Annotated in this window: 16 protein-coding genes and 1 pseudogene; 11 read left to right on the top strand and 6 right to left on the bottom strand. The window is 74.6% G+C overall.

The window, feature by feature from the left end; translation table 11 throughout:
- Positions 1-75 precede the first annotated feature (75 nt).
- The 3 genes and pseudogenes from ACZ34W_RS21065 to thrS all read left to right on the top strand — a co-directional run bounded on the left by ACZ34W_RS21065 (position 76) and on the right by thrS (position 2,830).
- Complete coding sequence (locus tag ACZ34W_RS21065) at positions 76-912, top strand: PhzF family phenazine biosynthesis protein (protein ID WP_465606126.1); 837 nt, start codon at positions 76-78, stop codon at positions 910-912.
- A 67-nt stretch (positions 913-979) separates the two neighbouring features.
- Positions 980-1,318, top strand: a pseudogene (locus tag ACZ34W_RS21060) (leucine-rich repeat domain-containing protein); the annotation flags it as partial.
- Between the two features lie 264 nt (positions 1,319-1,582).
- A complete protein-coding gene (thrS, locus tag ACZ34W_RS21055) occupies positions 1,583-2,830 on the top strand; it encodes a threonine--tRNA ligase (RefSeq protein ID WP_465606124.1) in 1,248 nt (415 codons plus the stop codon).
- Between the two features lie 21 nt (positions 2,831-2,851).
- Here thrS and ACZ34W_RS21050 read toward each other — a convergent pair whose 3' ends face one another.
- Complete coding sequence (locus ACZ34W_RS21050; RefSeq protein WP_465606122.1) at positions 2,852-3,259, bottom strand: VOC family protein; 408 nt, start codon at positions 3,257-3,259, stop codon at positions 2,852-2,854.
- A gap of 88 nt (positions 3,260-3,347) precedes the next feature.
- Here ACZ34W_RS21050 and ACZ34W_RS21045 point away from each other — a divergent pair, with 88 nt between their 5' ends.
- Positions 3,348-3,800: a MarR family winged helix-turn-helix transcriptional regulator gene (locus ACZ34W_RS21045; RefSeq protein ID WP_329485803.1), complete on the top strand. Its 453-nt coding sequence runs from the start codon at positions 3,348-3,350 to the stop codon at positions 3,798-3,800.
- 36 nt (positions 3,801-3,836) lie between these two features.
- On the opposite strand, the gene ACZ34W_RS21040 is transcribed toward ACZ34W_RS21045, so the two are convergent.
- The gene (locus tag ACZ34W_RS21040) at positions 3,837-4,436 is read right to left on the bottom strand and encodes a C40 family peptidase (RefSeq protein ID WP_329485802.1); all 600 of its coding nucleotides are present in this window, start codon (positions 4,434-4,436) and stop codon (positions 3,837-3,839) included.
- A 196-nt stretch (positions 4,437-4,632) separates the two neighbouring features.
- Between ACZ34W_RS21040 and ACZ34W_RS21035 the strand changes: the two genes are divergently transcribed.
- On the top strand, positions 4,633-5,037 hold the full coding sequence (locus ACZ34W_RS21035) for a RidA family protein (RefSeq protein ID WP_465606119.1): 405 nt from the start codon (positions 4,633-4,635) through the stop codon (positions 5,035-5,037).
- A gap of 32 nt (positions 5,038-5,069) precedes the next feature.
- Here the strand turns inward: ACZ34W_RS21035 and ACZ34W_RS21030 are convergent, their stop codons facing one another.
- The 3 genes from ACZ34W_RS21030 to ACZ34W_RS21020 all read right to left on the bottom strand — a co-directional run bounded on the left by ACZ34W_RS21030 (position 5,070) and on the right by ACZ34W_RS21020 (position 6,694).
- Positions 5,070-5,576, bottom strand: coding sequence for an SRPBCC family protein (locus ACZ34W_RS21030; RefSeq protein WP_465606117.1), 507 nt, complete (start codon positions 5,574-5,576; stop codon positions 5,070-5,072).
- Positions 5,573-5,971 (bottom strand): ArsR/SmtB family transcription factor, encoded by a 399-nt coding sequence (locus ACZ34W_RS21025; RefSeq protein WP_329485799.1) that lies wholly within the window; start codon positions 5,969-5,971, stop codon positions 5,573-5,575. The genes ACZ34W_RS21030 and ACZ34W_RS21025 overlap by 4 nt, the downstream gene beginning before the upstream one ends.
- A 165-nt stretch (positions 5,972-6,136) precedes the next feature.
- Positions 6,137-6,694, bottom strand: a complete 558-nt coding sequence (locus ACZ34W_RS21020) for a YceI family protein (RefSeq protein WP_329485798.1) — start codon at positions 6,692-6,694, stop codon at positions 6,137-6,139.
- Positions 6,695-7,148: 454 nt separating this feature from the next.
- Here ACZ34W_RS21020 and ACZ34W_RS21015 point away from each other — a divergent pair, with 454 nt between their 5' ends.
- From ACZ34W_RS21015 to ligA, 4 genes are all read left to right on the top strand, one after another.
- Positions 7,149-8,654, top strand: a complete 1,506-nt coding sequence (locus tag ACZ34W_RS21015) for a tetratricopeptide repeat protein (RefSeq protein WP_465606114.1) — start codon at positions 7,149-7,151, stop codon at positions 8,652-8,654.
- Between the two features lie 232 nt (positions 8,655-8,886).
- Positions 8,887-9,522: a ScbR family autoregulator-binding transcription factor gene (locus tag ACZ34W_RS21010; RefSeq protein ID WP_359809093.1), complete on the top strand. Its 636-nt coding sequence runs from the start codon at positions 8,887-8,889 to the stop codon at positions 9,520-9,522.
- A 461-nt stretch (positions 9,523-9,983) separates the two neighbouring features.
- Positions 9,984-10,622, top strand: a complete 639-nt coding sequence (locus ACZ34W_RS21005) for a ScbR family autoregulator-binding transcription factor (RefSeq protein ID WP_329485793.1) — start codon at positions 9,984-9,986, stop codon at positions 10,620-10,622.
- Positions 10,623-10,790: 168 nt separating this feature from the next.
- A complete protein-coding gene (gene ligA, locus ACZ34W_RS21000) occupies positions 10,791-12,857 on the top strand; it encodes an NAD-dependent DNA ligase LigA (protein ID WP_465606111.1) in 2,067 nt (688 codons plus the stop codon).
- Between the two features lie 49 nt (positions 12,858-12,906).
- Here ligA and ACZ34W_RS20995 read toward each other — a convergent pair whose 3' ends face one another.
- On the bottom strand, positions 12,907-13,074 hold the full coding sequence (locus tag ACZ34W_RS20995) for a hypothetical protein (protein WP_465606109.1): 168 nt from the start codon (positions 13,072-13,074) through the stop codon (positions 12,907-12,909).
- Positions 13,075-13,415: 341 nt separating this feature from the next.
- Between ACZ34W_RS20995 and ACZ34W_RS20990 the strand changes: the two genes are divergently transcribed.
- Positions 13,416-14,171 carry a putative protein N(5)-glutamine methyltransferase gene (locus ACZ34W_RS20990; RefSeq protein ID WP_465606107.1) on the top strand — a complete coding sequence of 252 codons (756 nt, stop codon included), beginning with the start codon at positions 13,416-13,418 and terminating at the stop codon, positions 14,169-14,171.
- A 116-nt stretch (positions 14,172-14,287) separates the two neighbouring features.
- Entirely contained in the window at positions 14,288-15,103 is an 816-nt protein-coding gene (locus tag ACZ34W_RS20985; RefSeq protein ID WP_465606105.1) for a GNAT family N-acetyltransferase, read from the top strand.
- Positions 15,104-15,207 lie beyond the last annotated feature (104 nt).

The following is a 15,207-nucleotide window of genomic DNA, read 5'->3' as shown; positions in this document are numbered from 1 at the left end:
CGCCCGCCCGGCACCAGGCCAATCACCTCCGATTGGCCATGGCGACCCGCCGGGGCCACCGCTATCGTCCCCGCCATGCGCATTCACGTGGTCGACGCCTTCACCGACCGTCCGTTCGCCGGCAATCCCGCCGGCGTGTGCCTGCTGCCCGCCGGGGAGTGGCCGGACGACACCTGGATGCGGCAGGTGGCCGCCGAGCTGAACCACTCCGAGACGGCGTTCGCCCTCCCGCTGCCCGGCGGCGCCGAAGCCGACTGGGCGATCCGGTGGTTCACCCCCACCGTCGAGGCCACCCTGTGCGGGCACGCCACCCTGGCCACGGCGCACACGCTCCGCACCGAGCGGGGGATCCTCGGCACGGTGCGGTTCCGCAGCCGGTACCACGGGGTCCTCGTCACCCACACCGACGAGGCCGGCGGCGTCACCCTGGACTTCCCGGCCGCACCCGGCACCGAGGTCCCCGTCCCCGAGGGGCTGGCCGAGGCGCTGACCGTCGAGCCCGAGTCGGCGTGGCACACCGGCAGGCTCGGCGACCTGCTGGCCGTCCTGCCGGACGAGGCCGCCGTGCGCGACCTGACGCCCCGGCTGGACGCGCTGGCCGCCCTGACGCTCCGCGACGACCTGCGCGGCGTCATCGTCACGGCGCCCGCGGCCCGCGGCGACGCCGGGTACGACTTCGTCTCCCGCTTCTTCGCCCCGGCCCGAGGGATCCCGGAGGACCCGGTCACCGGCAGCGCCCACACCGCGCTCGCCCCGTACTGGACGGCCCGGCTGGGCCGCGACCAGCTCGCCGGCCTCCAGGTCTCCGCCCGCACCGGCCTGGTCCGGACGGCCCTCCACGGCGACCGCGTCCACCTCTCCGGCACGGCCGTCACCGTCCTCGACGGGACCCTCCACCTCCCGGGCGCGTAGCGGCCCCGGGCTTCGCCGGGGCGTCGCACCGGCGGAGAATGCCCGGGTGACAGACCTGACCAACCGGCTCACCCGCCTGCCGGACACCCTGGGCCGGCTCGGCGCCCTGCGCGAACTGTGGCTGCGCGGCAACGCGTTGACCGCTCTGCCGCCGTCCGCCGCCGGACTCGCCGCGCTGCGCGAGCTCGACCTGCGGGGCAACGCCCTCACCGAGATCCCTCCGGTGCTCGCCGGGCTCCCGCTGCTGCGCCGGGTGGACCTGCGGAGCAATCGCATCACCGAACTGCCGCACTGGCTGGCCGGATTGCCGGCCCTGGAGAAGCTCGACCTGCGGTGGAACGACGTCACACCGCCGCCCCGGCTGCTCGCCGCCCTCGGCGAGCGGGGCTGCGCGGTGCTGTACTGAGGACGCCCGCTCCCGATCGGCTCCGGGGCGCGGGCGAGCACCGGAAACGGATCGCCGGGAGCGTCGCCGCCCTGTTACCGTGGGAGGCATGAAGCGCGCTGCAGCCGTCCTGACGACGACGCCGGAGAGAGTCCCGGTGCGCTGACTGCCGACCTAGTCCGAAGCCCCGGGGCCGAGTGCCCCGGGGCTTCGTCGTTCCCGCCCACTCGGCCCAGGAGCGCCGCCTGCGGAGAGCCCCCCGCAGGTGCGACCCCGCAGACCCGAGTGGAGACCGCCACCATGCACGACCACCGCCGCCTCGGCCGTGAACTCGACCTCTTCGACACCGACCCGCTGATGGGCGCCGGCCTGCCGTACTGGCTGCCCGACGGCGCCGCCGTCCGGCACACCCTGGAGGAGTTCGTCCGGGGGTGCGAACAGCGGGCCGGCTACCGCCACGTGTACTCGCCGGTGCTCGGCAAACGCGAGCTGTACGAGATCTCCGGCCACTGGTCGCACTACCGCGACGACATGTTCCCGCCGATGGACCTGGGCGCCGAGCAGGTCGTGCTGCGCCCGAGCCTCTGCCCGCACCACGCCCTCATCTACCGCTCCCGGGCGCGCAGTTACCGCGAGCTCCCGCTGCGGATGGCCGAACTGGGCGGGATGTACCGGTCCGAACCATCGGGCGTGCTGGGCGGGCTCACCCGGGTCCGGGCGATCCAGCTGAACGACGCCCACATCTTCTGCACTCCCGAGCAGGCGGCCGACGAGGCGCTGGCCGCGCTGGAGCTGATCCGCGAGGCGCACCGAGCGCTCGGGATCCGCCCCGCCCGCTACCGGCTCTCGCTGCCCGGCGAGGGCGGGAAGTACGTGGCCGACCCGGCGCTCTGGGGGCGGGCCACCGCGCTGCTGACCGAGGTGCTGGAGCGGTCCGGCGTGCCCTTCGAGGCGGTCGAGGGGGAGGCGGCGTTCTACGGACCGAAGGTCGACGTCCAGATCGCCGACGGCGCCGGTCGCGAATCCACCCTCTCCACCGTGCAGATCGACTTCCACCAGCCGGAGCGGTTCGGCCTGCACTACATCGGTGCCGACGGGGCCAGGCACCGCCCGGTGATGGTGCACCGCAGTGTCATCGGCAGCGTCGAGCGGGTCGTCGCCCATCTGATCGAGCTGTACGGCGGCGCGTTCCCGGCCTGGCTGGCGCCCACCCAGCTGGTCCTGCTGCCGGTCTCCGAGGGGGAGGCCGACCAGGCCGGGCGACTGCGGCAGCGCTGCCTCGACCAGGGGCTGCGGGCCGAGGTCGCCGGGCCCGAGCACGGCACCCTGGGCGCCCGGATCCGGGAGGCCCGGCTGGTGCCGTACCAGGCGGTGATCGGGCCGAGAGAGGCGGCCGACGGCCAGGTGGCCCTGCGCCTGCGCGACGGCCGCCGGCTCGCCCCGATCCCGGCCGACGAGGCCCTGGCCCGGATCCGGTCCCTGGTCGGGGCGGGCAGCCCCGACCTGTGGGAGTCCGCCCCGGCCGGGGAGTAGCCGGCCGGCCGGGGGCGGCGGTCAGTAGGACTGCAGCTCGATCAGGTGGCCGTCCGGGTCACGGAGGTGGGCGGTGCGCAGGGTCGGGCCCCACGCGGGGCGGTCGGTGGCTTCGGCCGCCACGCGGGCGCCGCGGCGGAGGCAGAGGGCGAGCGCCTCGTCCACGTCGGTGACGCGGACGGCCAGCATCGTGGAGTCCTGGGCGGCCGGCGGGCGGGGCGGGAGCCGCTCGGTGCCCAGGGCGGCGGCCATCATCGCGCGGTCGTACAGCGCGAGCACGGTCCGGCCGTCGGCCTCCCAGTTGGCGTACGGGCCCGCCGCCTCGCCCTTGACCAGGGCGGCGCCGGTGAGCGGGGGCAGGACGGCGCGGTAGAAGGCGAAGCACTCGGCGAAGCGGGAGACGAGCAGGCGGGTGTACAGGGCATCCACGTCGGGACTCCTGGGCTCGGGGCGGCGGGCGGCCCACCGCAATTAGTAGGTGCTGACCCACTATAGGGCTGGACCCTAGACTGATGGGGTGACTCCCGAGAGCTCCACCCCGCCCACCCTGCTGGACCTCAGCACCTACCTGCTCTCCCGGACCGGCAGGGCCGCGCGGAGCCGGCTGGCCGAGCGGCTGGCCGGGCGCGGCCTGCGGCTCTGGGACATGGCGGTGCTCGCCGCACTGGCCGACTTCGGGCCGCACGCCCAGCGCGACCTGGTCCGGCGGCTGGGCGTGGACCCCAGCGACATGGCCAAGGTCGCCGACCGGCTGGCCGCCGCCGACTGCGTCGAGCGCATCCGTGACACGGCGGACCGCCGGCGCGTCTCGGTGAGCATCACCGGGACGGGCCGGGCGGTCCTGGCCGAACTGGAGGCCGAGGCCCGCGCGGTGCAGGACGAGATCCTCGCCCCGCTCGACCCGCGGGAGCGCCGCACCCTGCACGACCTGCTGCGCCGGGTCCACCACGACCTGCCGGGGGCGCTCTGAGAGCGGGCGGGCCGGCTCCCGGTCGCTTCCGCTCGCTCAGCCGAGCGGCAGCGGGCGCCGGGCGCCGGCGAACTCGGCCGCCCAGCGCGGGTCTTCGAAGACACCGGGCAGACGGGTGACCAGGGTGCCGGTGCGTTCGGCGTGGATCATCGCGCCGTCGCCCGCGTGGACGCCGACGTGGTGCAGCGGCGCGCCCGCGCGCGAGAAGAACAGCAGGTCGCCGGGGAGCAGGTCGGCCCGGGCGACCGGCTCGGAGCGGTGGTACTGCGCGACGGTGTAGTGGGCGAGGTCGACGGCGCCCCCGCTGGCCCGGTACCAGCTGTAGAGGGACAGCCCGCTGCAGTCGAAGCCGACGGTGTGCTCGCCGAGGCACTGGCCGTCGAGGTAGCCGTTCTCCTCGTCGCAGAACCCGATGCCCGCGCCCAGCCGGTCGCCGCCGCCCCAGGCGTACGGCACGCCGATCTGCGCGGCCGCCACCTCGGCGACCCGGCGGCCCAGGGCGGCCGGTGGCAGCGGCGCCGCGGCCGGCGCCGCCCGGGCCGCGACGGTCGCGAGGACGGGTACGGCGCTCGCGCCCAGGGCCAGCCCCAGGATCCGGCGGCGGCCGACACCGCGGCCGGGCAGTCGAAGCACCATCGCGGAACCCCTTCGTTCGGTGGGGCACCAGGATCGCCGTCCGGCGGGGCGACCCGCCATCACCCGCACCGGTGAACCGGGAGTGCGGGAGTGCGGGGGCGCGGCGGGAGGAGCGGGCGGCGGTTAATGGTTTGACCGGCGATCAGGCGGCTGTCGAGGATGGGGAGCAGACATCCGTTCGACCTTCGGAGCCCCCATGAGCGGTACGGTCCGGCTGATCCGCAACCCACGGCTCACCCAGGCGGTGGACTACGCCTACGCCGCCTCCGTGGACGCGCCGGTGCGCTCGCTCTGGCTGGCGGGCGCCTGCCCGCTCGACCCGGAGGGGCGGACGGTCGCCGTGGGCGACGTCGGGGCCCAGGCCCACCAGGTCATGCGCAACCTGATCACCGTGCTGGAGGACGAGGGCGCCGCCCTGACCGACCTCGTCCGGACCACCGTGTACGTGGCCTCCTCCCGGCAGGAGGACCTCGTGACGGCGTGGGAGGTCTACCGCTCCTACCTGGGGAGCCACGACGTGCCCAGCACCCTGCTCGGCGTCACCGTCCTGGGCTACACGGACCAGCTCGTCGAGGTCGAGGCGGTCGCCGTGCTGTCCTGAGCGACCGCCCCCGTGGCGGCGGCGCGCCGGGGTCAGTCGGCGGCGAGGAGCTCGTCGAGCTGCTCGTAGCCCTCGATCACGCCGCGGTCCATCCCGCTCGCCATGATCGCGTCGCGGGTGGCCAGGCTGTCGACGAGGGAGAGCGAGCTGACCCGGGTGCGGCCTTCGCCGATCGGCTCGAAGACCACGGTCTCCAGTGAGACGCCGTCCGGTACGCCCTCGAACGTGAAGGTCTGGACGAGCCGGCTGTCCCGGCGGACTTCGTGGAACGAGCCGTAGAAGGAGGCGATCACCTCACTCGCCGGCCCGGCCCCGTCCCCGGCCAGTGCGGAGTAGCGGTAGCTGCCGCCGGTGCGGGCGTCCCAGGTGTCGATCTTCATGACCCGGTCCCTGGGGCCGAGCCACCGCGCCACCAGCTCGGGCTCGGTCCAGGCGCGGAACACCCGGGCCGGTGGGGCGTCGAACTCGCGGACGATGCGGATGACGGGGAGTGCCGGGTCCGCCTCGATCGTGGTCCGGCGGTCGTCGCTGGAGGTCATGACGCTGCTCCTTCGTGCTCTTCGTGCTCTTCGGGGGATTCCGGGGCCGGCACGGCCGCTCCGGGCTCGTCGCCGTCCTCCATGGCGGCGAGGACGGCGTCCAGCCGACCGAACCGCTCCTCGGCCTGCCGGCGGTACCGCTCGATCCAGACCGTCATCAGATCGAGCACCTGGGGCTCCAGGTGGCACGGCCGGCGCTGGGCGTCGCGACTGCGGCTCACCAGCCCCGCCTCCTCCAGCACCTTGAGGTGCTTGGAGACGGCCTGCATCGACATGGCGTAGGACTCCGCGAGTTCGCCGACCCCGGCGTCGCGGACGGAGAGCCGGGCGACGATGTCGCGCCGGGTCGGGTCGGCCAGGGCGACGAACGCCCTGGACAGCGGATCGGAGGCCATCAGCGCACCTCTGCTTCTCTTCGCAACCGTTTGGTTGAGTACGAGGCTACTCCTCGCCGCGCACTTGTTCAACCAATGGGTTGAGCAAGCGCGCGGCGCGCCCCGGAACGCGTCGAGGGCCTGTGGCGGTCTCCGCCACAGGCCCTCGGGTGCACCCGGGCCGGGTCACTCCTGCTTGATCGCCGAGATGTCGAACTCCAGCACCACCTTGTCGCCGACCAGGACGCCGCCGCCTTCGAGGGCGGCGTTCCAGGTGATGCCGTAGTCCTTGCGGCTGATGGCGACCGATCCCTCCAGGCCGACCCGGAGGTTGCCGTACGGGTCCCGGGCGTTGCCGGTGTACTCGAAGTCGATGGTGATCGGGCGGGTGGTCTCCTTGATGGTCAGCTCACCGCTGACCCGGTACTCGGCACTGTTCAGCTGCTCGACGCCCGTCGAGGTGAAGGTGATCCTCGGGTGGTTCGGGGCGTCGAGGAAGTCGTTGGTGCGCAGGTGCCCGTCGCGCTGCTCGTTGCCGGTGTCGATGCTCTCGGCGCTGATCGACACCCGGGCGGTGGAGCGGCTCGGGTCGGTGCCGTCGAGGTGGGCGCTGCCTTCGAAGGTCTGGAACGCGCCGCGCACCTTCGTCACCATGGCGTGGCGTGCCACGAAGCCGATCCGGGTGTGCGCCGGGTCCAGGACGTAGTCGCCGGTGAGATCGGCCAGCGGGGTCGTCGTGGTCACGGGGATCTCCTGAGGGGAACGGGGGCGGAGCCAGAGGGTCGGAGCCCCGCGGCGCCGGTCGCGCCCGCCCGGGGAGGGCGGCGGGCCGGGCGGGGTGCCCCGGGCCACGCTAGGCGTTCCGCCCCGGTGCCGCATGCGCTGTTCACCCGGACGGGCGGACCGGCCCGGAGGGTCCGACGGTGCCCGATGCCGAACTCCGGGCCGGTGCGGCGGTTCCCTACGGGTGGGTCCGGCGGCTCACTCCGAATCGGTCCGGCGGCTCCCGGAGGTCGCGCGGGGGAGCAGGGTGCCGTGTTCTGCCGTTCATCGTCAGATTGGCCAGAACGCGTGTCCTGCAACGTGGTTGACGCGGGTAGCATCCCTGCACCGGCGCTGTCGACCGGTCCGTCCGGCCCCGTCGCCGGCCGGTGGCACCGGCGACGCCGTCCGGACGCGCAGCGAGTGGGGTGACCTCTTGGACGAGGCCGCGGAGCACCGCGCGGACAGCGCCGCGCCGTCCGTGCCGGGCGTCGCCGGGCCGGAAGCGCGGGACGTGCCGGCCGTGGCGGACGCTGCCACGCCGGACATCCCGGGCGTGGTCCGCAACGAACTCTCCGTCGGGACGGCGGTGTCGATGTCGGTGGTCCAGGCCGGGCTCGTCATGGGCGGGGTCCACTACCACCTGACGTTCCCGGGCGGCCCCTCCACCGCGCCGCGACTGCCGCCGCCGCCCGACCCGTTCGCCCTGCCGGAAGGGCTGCTCACCGAGGAGCAGGCCCGGGAGGCCTACGAGGCCGCCTGCCTCCTGGAGTTGGAGTGGAGCGGCGGGGACGGGACGCAGAACCTGCCGAGGATCGAGCAGCTCCACCGGCTGGCCGCCGGGGCCGGGAACGCCGACGCGATGGCCCGGCTGGGGCTGATCGTCGAGGGCCGGATGCGGGCCAGGCTGCGCGGGGAGCTGCCGGAGGAGCCGTCGGCCGCCGACGCCGAGCTGGCCATGCACTGGTACCGGAGGTCCGCGCAGCTCGGCAGCGCGTTCGGCGCGCTCTTCCTGGGGACCCTCTACGAGGAGTGGCTCGGCAACCCGAGCGAAGCGCTGCGCTGGTACGAGAAGGCGGCCGACGCCGGTCACCAGATCGCCCGGTCCCGGTTCGACGGCCTGCAGAAGCGACTCACGCTCGGGCTCGGCGCGCTCGCCGGCCGCAGGCGTTTCGACGACGGGGAACCGCGGAGCACCGATCGACAGGACCGAGAGGGAGGGCAGCCGGTGAACAACGGGTCGGCTTTCGAGCAGTGGCTGGAGCGGGAGTGGCGGGGCAGCGAGGCGATGGCCGTCGCGGCCTGCCTGTCCGCACTCGCGGACGCGTGCGGCGGCCCGCACGGTGAGTGGGGAACGCTGGACGAGCAGGAACACGGCGTCGTGCTGGCGCACTTCAGTACCCTGCAGCCCACCCGGGTGACCCTCCCGGCCGTCGCCCGTGAGTACCAGGGGAACATCGGGGACGGGAACCTCAGGGCACTGGCCACCCTCCTGCGCAGGAATCCGCGCTCGGCCCCGTCCGCCCGGGAGCTGGCCCCGGTCTGGTATCAGAAGGTGCGTGAGAACCGGGTGGAGACAAGGGAGTTCACCTATCTCGTCGAGCTGGACTACCACGACTACGACCGGATGAAGGCGCTGCTCGACGGGCTCGCCGAGCGGCTGCGGGCGGCCCCGCCCGAGGGGGACCGGCTCGCCGAGTACCTGCTCGACCTCCGGATGATCTCGGACGAACTGGCCCAGGCGCGCAACCGTGCCGTCCCGGCCTACAGCGGGCCCGACCGATGGGAGTTCTCGGTCATCCTCACCCCGGAGTACCTGGAGGTGCTGAAGGCGCACTCCGCCCAGTACGCCGCCGACCGGGCGGCTCCCGCGGACTTCCGGGCCTTCTGGAAGCGGGTCGACGACGCCCTGAACGCGGCTCCCGCCACGCCGTTCCCGTGAATCCGGCGGGATCCCGACGCCTCGCGGTGGGCCAGGAACGCGCCGCAGACCTCCCGACATACCGCCTCTTGATATACCGCACGGTCGGTTTCCTGACCCCCGAGGCAACCGCCGGGCCGGAGAAAACCGCAGGTTCGGTACGGGATTGCCTGCCGGTTAAGATACGGGCTGTCTGGTTTTGTTCGATCGGTGCGGTGGGCGGGGTGGTCGTGTGGTGCGGCAGGAGCGGGCGGTGCGGACGCGCCGGCTGATTCTGGAGGCGGCGGCATCGGTCTTCGACGAGTGCGGGTACGAGGCGGCGACGATCGGTGAGGTGGTGGCCCGCGCCGGCGTCACCCGGGGAGCGGTCTACTTCCACTTCGCGTCCAAGCGGGACCTCGCCCAGGGGGTGGTGGAGGAGCAGTTCGCCCACGACTCCGTGCCCGAACGCGCCTGCAGACTGCAGGAGTTCGTCGACACCGGCATGGTGGTGGCCCATCTGCTGCCGCGTGACACGGTGCTGAGCGCGGGCGCTCGGCTGTCGCTGGGCCAGGACGGCCTCGGGGACCTGGGCGGGGGCGCCGTCCCCGGGTGGATCGCCCGGTTCGAGGCGCTGCTGACGGCCGCGGGGGAGCGCGGCGAACTGCTCCCGCACGTGGTGCCGGCCGACACCGCCTGGCTGGTGACGGCGGCCTGGGCGGGTGTACAGGTCCAGTCGCAGAAGCTCGCCGGCCGCGCGGACCTGGAGCGACGCGTCGCGGGCCTCTTCCAGCACCTGCTGCCGAGCGTGGCCGTGCCCGGGGTGCTGGCCTCCCTGGAGATGGATGCCGACCGGGGCGCCAGGGTGGTCGCCGAGGTCGCCGCCGCCCGCGCGGCCGCGGCCTGCTGAAGACCCGTCCGCCGGGGCCCGGCCCGTGTCACGCCGAACCGTACAGGGCGTCCGGTTTGGTGGCCGACAAACCGCTCGTCCCGTTTCTCGCGCTCCGATGCGGGGTCGACGCCGGTCCGACGCCGGTCCGGCGCGGGGCCGGACGCGGGGCCGCCCCGGCCGTGCCCACCCTCCGGCGGCCGGCCGCCCGGCCGCCCGGGCAAACCAATGTGCCAAGGATGCGTCGGCAGATCACCGGAGGGGTTACCCGGTGACCATCAGTCACGGCATCGTCGACGCGCGGGAGTTCGGGAGACCGGTGGCGGTCGGCCGGGGTGTCACGGTGGGGCGGGGACGTCCCACCGGCGGCGCGACGACGGTCCGGCGCGGACCTGGCCGGCTCCCGCGGAACGGGTGACGGACGGCGCGGTCGCCGGGTCGGTCCCGGCGTGGTGCGGGCGGGCGGAATGGAGGGCCGGTTGGTGCAGGAGAGATCGGAGCGGACGCGCGGGCGTCTGGTCGCGGCGGGAGCGGAGCTGTTCGACCGGTCCGGCTACGCGGGCGCGACGCTCGCGGACATCGCCTCGGCGGCGGGGGTGACGAAGGGCGCGCTCTACTTCCACTTCAGCTCGAAGGAGGAGCTGGCGCGGGCCGTGGTGGAGCACGCCGAGCGGGCGCTGCGGGAGGCCTGCTGCGCGCTGCGGACGGAATCCACGTCCGTCCAGGCACTGATCGACGCGGGCTACTGGCTGGTGGCCTCGCTGGAGTCGGATCCGGTGGTCCGGGCGGCGTTCCGGCTGGGCCGCGAGGACGGGGCCTGGCAGGGCGAGGACGGGCCGGTCGCCGGGGTCCGCGGCTTCCAGGGCGTCTGGGCGGGCGCCGTCCGGGAGCTGCTGGCGGGCGCGCGCCGGGCGGGTGAGCTGCGCGAACGCTCGGGCGGGGTCGGTCCGGAGTCCCTGCTGGTGGCCGCCGCGTGCGGACTGGAGGTGCTGGGCGGCGCGGCGCGCGGCCGGGAGGAGCTGGCCGGCCGGCTGCAGGCGTTCTGGGACTGGCTGCTGCCCTGCCTCGTCCTCCCGGAGGCGGTCGACTCCTACCGGACCGCGGCGCCGCCGGTCGGCTGACCCCGGTCGCGGCGGACGCCGTCCCGACCCCGGTCGCCGGGGACGGAAAAGCCGACGGTCCGCGGGCCGGTGGGGCGGCCTGCCCGCCCCGGCCGTCCGGAGACACCCGCGCCCGGCGGCCGAACGGCCCTGCGGTCGAATGTCAGTGCCGGGAGCCATCATGGCGGTATGAAGGACGCAGCCACCATGGCCTCTCCCGCTGCCCTGGCCTCCCCGGACGCCTACGCCGACGCCGTCTCCACGGCGGTGCGGGCCGCCGCGGCGTACTACGCCGACGGCGCCACCCCGCTCGGCGACGACGAGTACGACGCCCTGGTGCGCGCCATCGAGGCGTACGAGCGCGAGCACCCCCAGGAGGTGCTCCCCGACTCCCCGACCGGCAAGGTGGCCGGCGGCGCTGTCGTCGGGGACGTCCCGCACTCGGTGCCGATGCTCTCGCTCGACAACGTGTTCTCCGCCGAGGAGCTGGCGTCCTGGGCCGAGGGCCTGGAGCGCAGGCTGGGCCGACCGGTGGCCGGCTGGTGCGTCGAGCCGAAGCTGGACGGCCTGGCGATCGCGGCCCGCTACCGGGCAGGCCGCCTCACCCAGGTGCTGACCCGCGGCGACGGCCTCGCGGGCGAGGACATCACCCACGCCGCCGACGCGGTGCTCGGCCTGCCCGCCCGGCTCGGCGAACCCCTGGACATCGAGCTGCGCGGCGAAGTCCTGCTCACCCAGGAGCAGTTCGACCACGCCAACGCCGTCCGTACCGAGCACGGCGCCACCCCGTTCGCGCACCCCCGCAGCGGCGCGGCCGGCACCCTGCGGGCCAAGGACCGCGCCTACCGCGTCGAGCTCACCTTCTTCGCCTACGGCGCCATCGGGCTGCCCGACCTCGGGCACGGCGAGCTGCTGGAGCGCCTCGCCGCTCTCGGCGCCAACACCGCCGCCAGCACGGCGGCCCACCCGCAGCGCTGCGCCACGATCGAGGAGGTCGGGCAGCGCGTGGACGAGATCGCCGCGCTGCGCGCCGCCCTGCCGTTCGGCATCGACGGCGTCGTGGTCAAGGCGGACTCCGCCGCCGACCAGGAGCAGGCCGGCTCCGGCTCGCGCGCCCCGCGCTGGGCGGTGGCCCGCAAGCTGCAGGCCCAGCACAAGGTCACCCGGCTGCTGGGGGTGGAGTGGAACGTCGGCCGGACGGGCATCATCGCGCCGCGCGCCGTCCTGGAGCCGGTGGTCATCGACGGTGTCACCGTCACCTACGCCACCCTGCACAACCCGGCCGACATCGAGCGCCGGGGCCTGATGATCGGCGACCAGGTGTTCGTCTACCGGGCGGGCGACGTCATCCCGCGCGTCGAGGCCCCCCTGGTGGACCAGCGCACCGGCGCAGAGCAGCCGATCGCCTTCCCCGAGACCTGCCCGCGCTGCGGTGACGCCATCGACACCACCGAGCAGCGCTGGCGCTGCGTGCGCGGCCGGGCCTGCCAGGCCGTCGCCTCGATCATCTACGCCGCCGGGCGCGACCAGCTCGACGTGGAGGGCCTCGGCGGCACCCGCGCCGTCCAGCTCGTCGAGGCGGGGCTGGTCGCCGATCTCGCCGACCTCTTCACCCTCACCAAGGAGCAACTGCTCACCCTGGAGCGGATGGGCGACACCAGCGCCGACAACCTGCTCGCCGCCATCGAGACCGCCCGCACCCAGCCGCTCAACAGGGTGTTCTGCGCGCTCGGGATCCGCGGCACGGGCCGGACGATGTCGCGCCGGATCGCCGCACACTTCGGCAGTATGGCGGCGATCCGCGCCGCCGATGCCGAGGCGCTGGCCGGGGTGGACGGCATCGGCGCCGAGAAGGCCGCCGTCATCGTCACCGAACTCGCCGGGGTGGCACCGCTGTTGGACCGTCTGGCCGCCCTGGGGGTGGGTACCGCCGTCACCACCCCGACCGCGCCCGTCGCGTCCGCCGACGGCGCGGAGGGGGAGGCGGTGGCCGGTGCGGTGGCCGGCCCGCTGACCGGTGAGAGCGTCGTCGTCACCGGAGCCATGACCGGTCCGCTGGCCGAGCTCTCGCGCAACGCGGTCAACGAGCTGATCGAGCGGGCCGGCGGCAAGGCCTCCTCGTCCGTCTCCAAGCGGACCACCCTGCTGGTCGCGGGGGAGAAGGCGGGTTCCAAGCGGGCCAAGGCGGAGGAGCTCGGCATCCGGATCCTCACCCCGGAGGAGTTCGCCACCCTGGTCGCCGACCACCTCGCCTGAGGCCCGGTCACCCCGCCCGAGGCCCGAGGTCCGCGCCCCGGCCGACGGTCTACCGGCCAGGGGCGCGCGGGCCGTCGAACAGCGGGGCGAGCGCCCGACGCAGGTCCTCGGGCTCGCGGTGGAGCAGCCCCGTCATCCCCAGCCCGGCGGCGTGTTCGAGGCGGGTCACCTCGTGCTGGTCGAAGAAGCGGACCACGCCGTCGGTGTCGCACAGCACGGCGTCGAACGGTGGCTTGTCGGGTGTGGCGGAGGAGCGCGTCGGACCTGGATGCCACCGGGTGAGGGACCCTCGCCACGATCCCTTCCGGGTGCGGAGCGTGCGGTAGGGTGGCGGCGCCGAACTGAACCACGACCTCGGGAGGTGAGACCCATTACCGGTACGACGGAGCGGGTGCTCCCCGGGAACAGCTGTGAAGACGTGGCACCGAGCGCGTAGTGGCGCTCTGCCGGTTCGGCGGCGGTCCCTCTCGGGGAGTCCTGGCGGATTGATCTTTCGCCTGTGTCTTTGATGGGGTTCTTCTGTTGTCTGTCTTCTCTTCCGCACTGTTGCGTTCCTCGGTGACCTCCCGCCTCCGGGCGGCCGGCTGTGTCTTCGCCGAGGACGAGGCGCGCATCCTGCTCGACGCCGCCGCCACTCCCGCCGAACTCGCGGCGATGGTCCGCTCCCGCGCCCAGGGCCGCCCGCTGGAGCACGTGGTCGGCTGGGCGGAGTTCGGGGGTCTGCGGATCGCCGTCGACGCGGGCGTCTTCGTGCCCCGGCGCCGCAGCGAGTTCCTGGTCGAGACGGCGCTCGGGCTGACGCCCGCGCACGCCCTGGTGGTGGACCTCTGCTGCGGGAGCGGCGCGCTGGCCGCCGCCCTCGCGGCGGCGGCCGCCCACCCGGTCGAGGTGTACGCGGCGGACGTCGACGCGGCCGCCGTCCGGTGCGCCCGCCGCAACCTGGCGGGCGCCGGCGGCCGGGTGTTCGAGGGCGACCTGTTCGATCCGCTGCCCGTCGAACTACGCGGCCGGGTGGACGTATTGCTGGCGAACGTGCCCTACGTACCGACCGCCGACATCGCGCTGCTCCCCGCCGAGGCCCGGGTGCACGAGGCGCGCCCGGCCCTGGACGGCGGCGCGGACGGGCTGGACGTGCTGCGCCGGGTGGCGGGGGAGGCGCCGAACTGGCTGGCCCCGGGCGGGGCGCTGTTCTTCGAGACCAGTGAGCGCCAGGTGCCCGCGGCCCTCGCCGTGGTCGGCGCGGCCGGGCTGGACGGCGCGGTCGCCTCGTGCGAGGACCGCGACGCGACCGTGGTGACCGCGTCCCGGCGCTGACCGAGGGCGTTCGGGCGGCCGGGGCGAGGAGAGCCGACCCCGGCCGTCCACCGGCCACCGGCCACCCACCGGAATTCCGATTGCCCCGCAGCTCACCGGGATGATGGAGTGCCCGGATGACTACCGATCACGACACCTTGCTGGCCCTCGTCGACTCCCGGATGCGCCGAGGCATCTCGCGCGAGACCCCGGCCGCACGCATCGAGCAGTCCCCGGGGATCGTGCGCCAGAGCGGTCCCGAGAGCGTCTGGAACGGCATCGTCTGGTCCGACCTCGATCCCACCGGCGCCGACGCCGTGATCGCCGAGCAGGTCCGCCACTACGCCGGTCTCGGCCAGGACTTCGAGTGGACCGTGTACGGCCACGACCGCCCGGCCGACCTCGGCGAGCGCCTCACCGCCGCCGGCTTCACCCCGGAGGAGCCGGAGACCCTGATGGTCGCCGAGCTCGGCGACCTCACCCGCCGGATGGCGGACACGGCGGAGCCGGCCGGCATCGAGCTGCGCGAGGTCACCGACGAGGCGGGCGTGGCCCAGGTGGTCGCCGTCCACGAGGAGGCCTTCGGCACCGACGGCACCCGGCTCGGCCGCCGCATCCTGGCCCAGCTCACCGAGAGCCCGGACACCTTGAAGGTGCACCTCGCGATCGCCCACCACGAGGGCCGGGAGGTTCCGGTGTGCGCGTCCCGGATGGAGCTGTACCCCGGAACGGGCTTCGCGGGGCTCTGGGGCGGCGGGACGCTGGCGGCCTGGCGCGGCCGCGGCGTCTACCGCGCGCTGGTGGCGCACCGGGCCCGGATCGCCGCCGGTCTCGGCTACGAGTACCTGCGGGTCGACGCCTCCGACCAGAGCCGCCCGATCCTGGAGCGGCTCGGCTTCGCCGTCCTGACCACCATGACGCCCTACCAGTACGAGCACCGGGCCCGGAGCTGACCGCGCGCCTCGGGGCCGGCCGCGGTGACGGGGCTGACCGCGCGCCTCGGGGCAGGGCCACGCCGACGGGGCCGTTCAGGGGATGCGCGGCGTGTGCCACCGGC

Source organism: Kitasatospora sp. NPDC022856 (assembly GCF_055561235.1).
The sequence above is the reverse complement of the archived record's forward strand: the minus strand, read 5'-3'. Positions and strand labels throughout refer to the sequence as shown.

Bases quoted from the DNA above. Each gene is read 5' to 3' on its own strand.
- ligA (WP_465606111.1), top strand. From the start codon at position 10,791: ATGAAGGACGCAGCCACCATGGCCTCTCCCGCTGCCCTGGCCTCCCCG.
- ACZ34W_RS21030 (WP_465606117.1), bottom strand. From the start codon at position 5,576: ATGACCTCCAGCGACGACCGCCGGACCACGATCGAGGCGGACCCGGCA.
- ACZ34W_RS21035 (WP_465606119.1), top strand. From the start codon at position 4,633: ATGAGCGGTACGGTCCGGCTGATCCGCAACCCACGGCTCACCCAGGCG.
- ACZ34W_RS21065 (WP_465606126.1), top strand. From the start codon at position 76: ATGCGCATTCACGTGGTCGACGCCTTCACCGACCGTCCGTTCGCCGGC.
- ACZ34W_RS21025 (WP_329485799.1), bottom strand. From the start codon at position 5,971: ATGGCCTCCGATCCGCTGTCCAGGGCGTTCGTCGCCCTGGCCGACCCG.
- ACZ34W_RS21040 (WP_329485802.1), bottom strand. From the start codon at position 4,436: ATGGTGCTTCGACTGCCCGGCCGCGGTGTCGGCCGCCGCCGGATCCTG.
- ACZ34W_RS20985 (WP_465606105.1), top strand. From the start codon at position 14,288: ATGACTACCGATCACGACACCTTGCTGGCCCTCGTCGACTCCCGGATG.